Source organism: Cyanobium sp. BA20m-p-22 (assembly GCF_024346275.1).
Lineage (GTDB): Bacteria > Cyanobacteriota > Cyanobacteriia > PCC-6307 > Cyanobiaceae > Cyanobium_A.
In genome coordinates, this window is sequence record NZ_JAGQCQ010000240.1 from 1 (window position 1) to 5,814 (window position 5,814).

Here is a 5,814-nt window from a genome sequence, read left to right on the forward strand (position 1 = left end):
CCAGCAGCATGACTGCACCTGCTGCGGTGGCGATCAGGGGGGCGGTGAAGCGTTTCATGGGTTGTCTCGGTCCGCGCCGAGGACGATGGTGAGCAGATGACGGTGAGTGTTCTGGCTCAGGGGGCAAACCCTTCACAGTTGCGGGACAGCGGCGGACTTGGGCAAACCCTCACCGCACTTTCCTCTTGTGACCACTGCAGGGGCAGTGGACCCGTTCCCCCACTATGGATGGTTGGGACACCAATGGAGTGATGGATTAGCCCGCTCTACCCATCGGTGAGATTGCCAAGCGCTTGGGAGCTTCAGTGAAAACGATTCGTTTTTACTGCAATTAAGGAACTTCATCGACTGTTAGATAGATGGCAGGATTGCGGCGATAAACATCCCATAGCGCCATGCTCAGCGGCACCCGCCATGCCCCGCGGCTGATCACCCTCTGGATCACCTGGTTGCTGGCCATGCTTTTCCATGTGGATCTGGGGCTGATGCCGCTATTCCATGGCCAGTCACCTGAGATCGAGAGCCACGTACCCGCCAGCGCCCTGCCCCTTTTGTTTGGGGCCATGCTCGGCTACTTTCTCCTGCCCCTGATCGCGATCGTGCTGATCGCCTATGCGGATACTGCGGCCGCGCCTGCTAAGCGCTGGCGGCCCTGGCGCCGCATCCACTTCTGGTTCAGCGTCGTTTACTCCATCACAAATCTGCCCCATCTGATCGCCGACATCGTCGTACCCGATGCCCGACCTGATCAGATCGTGCTGATGCTGGCCCTCACCGGGTTCGGCCTGCTGATCAATCTGGAGGGCTGGCGCTGGTGGAGGCAGAACGCCTGAGTTGATTCCGAGCCGACTCAAGAAGCTCGAGCACCTCCTGATCGCTGAGCTGGTTAAACGTTTCAAACCACATCCCAACCGCAGCGAGCTGGTCGACGATCGCCACCGCTTCGAGCTGGTCGACCATCCCGGCCAACTCCCCGGCCACCGCGCGATCCACCACCGGCACGGCCAAGGTGAGGCTGCAGGGTTGAACCTGCTGCAGCGCCAGCAGGGCTGCCTTCACCGTCATCCCGGTGGCGATGCCATCGTCAACAACGATCAGATCCCGTGCCTGCAGCTCCTGGGCCACCGGATCACCAAACAGGCGCTGACGCCTTGCCAACTCCAGCTCCTCAGCCTGCAGCCACCCATGGGAGCGGGCCATCGCCTCGCGGCGCCGCGCCTCCCCCCCATTGCGCCAAACCGCCACCCCCTGGCCAGCGATCGCTCCGATCGCCACCTCCGGCCATTGGGGATCCGCCACCTTGCGCACCGACCAGGTCGCCACTGGCAAGTGCAGCCGCCCAGCCAGGGCCACCGCAACTGGCACCCCGCCCCGCGGCAGGGCCAGCACCCTGGTGTTGCTGCCCCAGTGGTGGCTGGATCCCAACCGCTCCGCCAGGGCCAGGCCAGCCTGATACCGGTTGGACCAAAGAGGTGGCTGCTGCTGCATCGCCCCACGAATCGAAGCCCTCCAAATTCTGAACCGTTGACAACTGAGTCGCCCACTGAGTTGCCAACTGACTCGCCCGCACAACAGCCCGCCCTGGCCGGTCTTCAGCTAAAAGGGCCCCGACCCAACTAGCTGCGGCCCCATCCCTTCCATGGCTCCCCAAAAAACGCCCTCTCCCCGCACCATCAAGCTGCAGATCCTGGGCGCCGTGTTTGTGCCGATCGCGCTGCTGGGGCTCTGGCTGCGCTCCCAGGGCTTCTGGTGAGGTGATGCACCGCATGGATCACCACACCCCAGATCAGCAGATCGGGATCCTCCCCCGAGAGGGCGATCGCGGGGCTGGTGGCATCGCTGGCCACCAGCCGCCACTGGCTCGGGCGCCCTTCCAGCCGACGCAGCACAAAGCCACCCTGGTGCACCGCCACCACGGTGGAACCTGAGCGCGGAGCCACGCTGCGGTCAACCACCAACAGATCACCGTGGTGGATGCCATCGCCACGCATGGCGTCGCCATCCACGCGCATCAGGAAGCTGGAACTGGGGCGCGGCATCAGAACCCCATTGAGATCGATCACGGCCTCGACGTAATCGTCGGCGGGGCTGGGGAATCCCGCGGAAACCGACTCCAGCGCCAGGGGCAGGAGCAGGGGAGCCTGGTCCTGGGAGAGGGGGCCCAGCCAAACCAGGTCACCGGCTAGATCGCCAGGGAGATCGCAAGAGATATCACTAGAGGGATCGCAAAACATGGCACCCGAACCCCGCCAGCGCGAAAGCTCAGCAATAGTACGCCCGTATCAATCGCCGCAGCCACGGCTCACCACCTCGGCCCGCAGGGCCATGAGCTCCCGGGCTTCGGGCAGCTGGGGAGAGAACAGCAGCGCCCAGGCCAACGACACATCGCCCCCATCCAGGGCTGTCTCGATGGCCGCAAGCCAGGCCGGAGGGCGCTGGCCAAGGGAGCGAATCAGGGCTTCGGTGCTGGCCATCCGCTGGGCCGATGCACCCACCAGCTGCACATGGGCAAAGGCGCCCTCGGGGGCCTGCCGGGGCCGCAGGCGCAACAGCACAACCTCACCTGGGGTGATCGGATCGAGGGGCCAGCTCAGGGGGGCCTGGAAGGTTTTGCCCGCAGCCGCCCGCTGCTGCCACACCAGGCGGCCCTGGCGTTCGATGCGAAGTTCCAGCAGCGGATCAATCACCACCAGCTGGGGCCGGGGCGTGGGCACCAGGCCAAGGGCATCGCCCTCGTGCACCGCTTCCACCCGGGGAGACACCACGCAGACCGCCACCGGCGCTGCCGGCCCCTGCAGGGCCAGGGCCGGCAGCGCCGCCAACACCCCCAACCAAGTCAGGAGCACAGAGATGACAGGGGGTCTGCTCAAGCGAACCTGCCCGAAGCCGTGGCCGGGATCAGCCAGAACGTTCGGCCAGACTAGGTGGCTGACTGAGGGCACCAGCACAGCTGGAGCCCCCACCGGCCGTGCAGCCGAAACAGTGGTCGGCCACCGCAATCGGATCCCCAGCGGGATCGTGGACCAGGAGGTCGCGCAGGTGGGGCCGGGGCCGGCTGGGCGGGGCCGCCGCCAGGCCCAGCTGCTGGTTGAAGTCACAGTCGAACAGCCAGCCTTGCCAGTCAACGCTGATCAGGGAGCGGCACATCACCTGCTCGAGATTTTCGCTGCGGTGGCGGGCCTGCAACAGCTCCTGGTAGGGCTCCAGCTGGCCCCGCGCCTGGAGCCAGCTGGCAAAGCGCTGGATCGGCATGTTGGCCAGGGCGTAGAGACTGGTGAACACCACCCCGTGCTCGCTGGCCAGCACCCGGCGGTAATCGGCTTCCAGCTGGGCCTGGGGGGGAGGCAAGGCGGGGCCCTGGGGGTTGTAGACGAGGTGGAGGCCAGGCCCCCCGTCCGGCTGGCCGTAGCCAAGGGCATTGAGCTGGCGCAGGGCCGCGATGCTGCGGGCAAACACGCCTGATCCCCGCTGAAGATCAACGTTGGCCGCCAAGTAACAGGGCAGGGAGGCCACCACCGTGACGCCTTGGCCTGCCAGGAAGCGGGCCAGATCCTCCTGACCGGGCTCCGAAAGGATGGTGAGGTTGCAGCGATCGATCACCTCGACCCCCAGCCGCCGGGCCGCCACCACCAGCTCCCGGAACTGGGGATGGAGCTCCGGCGCCCCACCGGTGAGATCCAGGCAGCCGAGGCCCCGGGCGGCCAGCACCTTCGGAATCAGGGACAGGGTGTCCCCATCCATCGCTTCGGTGCGGGTGGGCCCCGCATCCACATGGCAGTGGCTGCAGGCCTGATTGCAGCGGTAGCCGAGGTTCACCTGCAGGGTGGTGAGGGGGCCGCGGCGGAGTGGGGGAAACGCCAGGTGGTGCGTTTTCAAACCTCTCCATCCTGCCCGCTCACCATGACCGACGATGGGTCCATCGCCTGCCCAACGTTTGCGATGTTGCAGCAGCCCCCCCGCGGCTACGTCACCCTGGCCCGGCTGGGACTGGTGGCCAACGCCCTGGCCATACCGGTTGGCCTGGCTGTGATTCTGCTCGACAGCTGGCGCACGCCAAATCTCGTGGTCGGGGCGAGTGCGGTGCTGCCCACCGCGGTGGTGGGGCTGGTGGCCTCGATCGGCCTGCTGAAATGGCGCGCCTGGGGACAAATCCTGGCGATCGTGGCCCTGGCCATGGCCCTGGCGGTGGCCCTGCCCTACGGCATCGTGCGCCTGGCCCTGTTGAGCGAGGGCAGGCTGGTGACGGCCCTGCTCTCTGGCCTGCTCTGGAGCGCCACTACTGCCGCCCTAGTGTTCTGGTGCCGGCCGTGCATCAGGCGCTACCTGATCTGAGCCCGGAGGGGGCCGCTAGCAACGAAGCTGCAGGCGTCGAAGCTGCAGGCGATACGGGAAGATGTTGTCAAGGTGACAGTTTCCAGCTGGCACAGGCACGATTATTTCCCGATTAGTCCAATTGAGCAGCGAAGCTAGACATGGCCAGTTTCCGTCCCCAATCCACGGCCCACGTGCGCCACTACAGGCTGGTGGATCGCCAGGGAGCTCCCCACCCGGTGCTCGATGATCTCTATGAGTCTCTCGATGCCGCCTGGTCTGAGGCCATGGGGTGGTGGCAGGAGCACTACGGCAGCAGCCAGGAGCCGGTGGATATCGGCGTTGAGGTGAGCACCGCCAGCGGTGACTGGCGCACCCTGCGTTTTCCAGGTTGCTGAGCTCACCTGAGCCAAGCTGATCCACCAGAGGACTGATCAGCCGACCTGCACCCCCTTCCAGAAGGCAACCCGGCCCAAAATGGAGGCGGCGGCCTGCTTGGGCTCCGGATAGAACCAGACGGCGTTTGCATTCACCTGACCGTCCACCACTAGGTCGTAGTAATGGGCAGTGCCCTTCCAGCCGCACACCGAGGTGTGACTGGAAGGACGAATACAACTGGAATCCAGCGAATCGAGGGGGAAGTAGGCGTTGCCATCCACGGTGACGATGTCATCACTGCTGGCAATCACCCGACCATTCCACTGGGCTTGCATGGGCATTGGGCCGCAATTAGGGAACCATTGTGGCAACAAGCGGTGGCAGGGCTGGTGGGGGCAGCAGGGGCGGCAGGTGGGGGGTCGGATCGAGGGCCAGAAGACTGGGACCCCGGCGGCGCAGCTCAAAGTGCAGGTGGGGGCCACTGGCCGAGCCCGTCATACCCACCGCCCCCAGCACCTCCCCCTGGTTGAGCCGCTGGCCCGTCGCCACGCTGGTGCTGAGCAGGTGGGCGTAGAGGGTTTGCAAACCGGCACCATGGTCGAGCAGCACGGTGGTGCCATAACCACTGATCGACTCCACCAGCAGCACCCGGCCGGCGCTGGCAGCGAGCACAGGCGTGCCCTCGTCGGCGGCCAGATCCACCCCGGTGTGCATGCGCCAGGCGCCCCGGCGCTGGGAATAGCGCCAGCCCCAGGGGTCCATGCTGGCGGCGAAGCGCTTCAGGGGATAGGCCAGGGCCGGCGGCCTGGCGGCCTCCCCTGGGGCCGGGGCAAGGGAGGCCGGGGCAAGGGAGGTAGAAGCGAGCGCCCCCTCAGGCTGCACATCCGCCACCGCAACCTCTAGCGGCAGCTTCTTGGGCATGGGCACTGGCGGCCCGGCCTGGGCCCGCAGGGTTGGGGGACCGGCGAGCCCGACCCACACGAGCAGCACCAGGGGCCAGCGCCAACTTGCCATAGGGCAGACGATGGCTCAGGGCCAATCGGGGTCGTAGATGCGCAGGGTGCCAAATCCCACCGGTGCTGGCGAGGGGTTAGGGCCGGCTGGGAAGGCGGTCACCTGGAACAT

9 protein-coding genes and 1 riboswitch are annotated in these 5,814 nt (G+C 66.4%); of the genes, 3 read left to right on the forward strand and 6 right to left on the reverse strand.

What is annotated here, in order from left to right; translation table 11 throughout:
- Positions 1–83: 83 nt before the first annotated feature.
- A riboswitch (cobalamin riboswitch) is annotated at positions 84–231 on the reverse strand.
- A gap of 164 nt (positions 232–395) precedes the next feature.
- The gene (locus KBZ15_RS16850) at positions 396–833 is read left to right on the forward strand and encodes a hypothetical protein (protein ID WP_254931137.1); all 438 of its coding nucleotides are present in this window, start codon (positions 396–398) and stop codon (positions 831–833) included.
- On the opposite strand, the gene KBZ15_RS16855 is transcribed toward KBZ15_RS16850, so the two are convergent.
- From KBZ15_RS16855 to arsS, 4 genes are all read right to left on the reverse strand, one after another.
- Positions 793–1,488 (reverse strand): phosphoribosyltransferase, encoded by a 696-nt coding sequence (locus KBZ15_RS16855; RefSeq protein WP_255016367.1) that lies wholly within the window; start codon positions 1,486–1,488, stop codon positions 793–795. The two genes, KBZ15_RS16850 and KBZ15_RS16855, sit on opposite strands and share 41 nt — an antisense overlap.
- 185 nt (positions 1,489–1,673) lie before the next feature.
- Positions 1,674–2,234 carry a translesion error-prone DNA polymerase V autoproteolytic subunit gene (locus tag KBZ15_RS16860; protein WP_315859914.1) on the reverse strand — a complete coding sequence of 187 codons (561 nt, stop codon included), beginning with the start codon at positions 2,232–2,234 and terminating at the stop codon, positions 1,674–1,676.
- A 48-nt stretch (positions 2,235–2,282) separates the two neighbouring features.
- Entirely contained in the window at positions 2,283–2,846 is a 564-nt protein-coding gene (locus KBZ15_RS16865; protein ID WP_255016368.1) for a hypothetical protein, read from the reverse strand.
- A 52-nt stretch (positions 2,847–2,898) separates the two neighbouring features.
- On the reverse strand, positions 2,899–3,876 hold the full coding sequence (arsS, locus tag KBZ15_RS16870) for an arsenosugar biosynthesis radical SAM (seleno)protein ArsS (protein WP_255016369.1): 978 nt from the start codon (positions 3,874–3,876) through the stop codon (positions 2,899–2,901).
- A gap of 24 nt (positions 3,877–3,900) precedes the next feature.
- Here arsS and KBZ15_RS16875 point away from each other — a divergent pair, with 24 nt between their 5' ends.
- Complete coding sequence (locus tag KBZ15_RS16875; protein ID WP_255016370.1) at positions 3,901–4,332, forward strand: Hepatitis C virus core protein; 432 nt, start codon at positions 3,901–3,903, stop codon at positions 4,330–4,332.
- Positions 4,333–4,472: 140 nt separating this feature from the next.
- On the forward strand, positions 4,473–4,709 hold the full coding sequence (locus tag KBZ15_RS16880) for a hypothetical protein (protein WP_255016371.1): 237 nt from the start codon (positions 4,473–4,475) through the stop codon (positions 4,707–4,709).
- Positions 4,710–4,745: 36 nt separating this feature from the next.
- Here KBZ15_RS16880 and KBZ15_RS16885 read toward each other — a convergent pair whose 3' ends face one another.
- Together KBZ15_RS16885 and KBZ15_RS16890 are read right to left on the reverse strand one after the other, a co-directional pair.
- The gene (locus KBZ15_RS16885; RefSeq protein WP_197153265.1) at positions 4,746–5,024 is read right to left on the reverse strand and encodes a DUF427 domain-containing protein; all 279 of its coding nucleotides are present in this window, start codon (positions 5,022–5,024) and stop codon (positions 4,746–4,748) included.
- Positions 5,025–5,040: 16 nt separating this feature from the next.
- Entirely contained in the window at positions 5,041–5,703 is a 663-nt protein-coding gene (locus tag KBZ15_RS16890) for a M23 family metallopeptidase (protein WP_255016372.1), read from the reverse strand.
- Positions 5,704–5,814 lie beyond the last annotated feature (111 nt).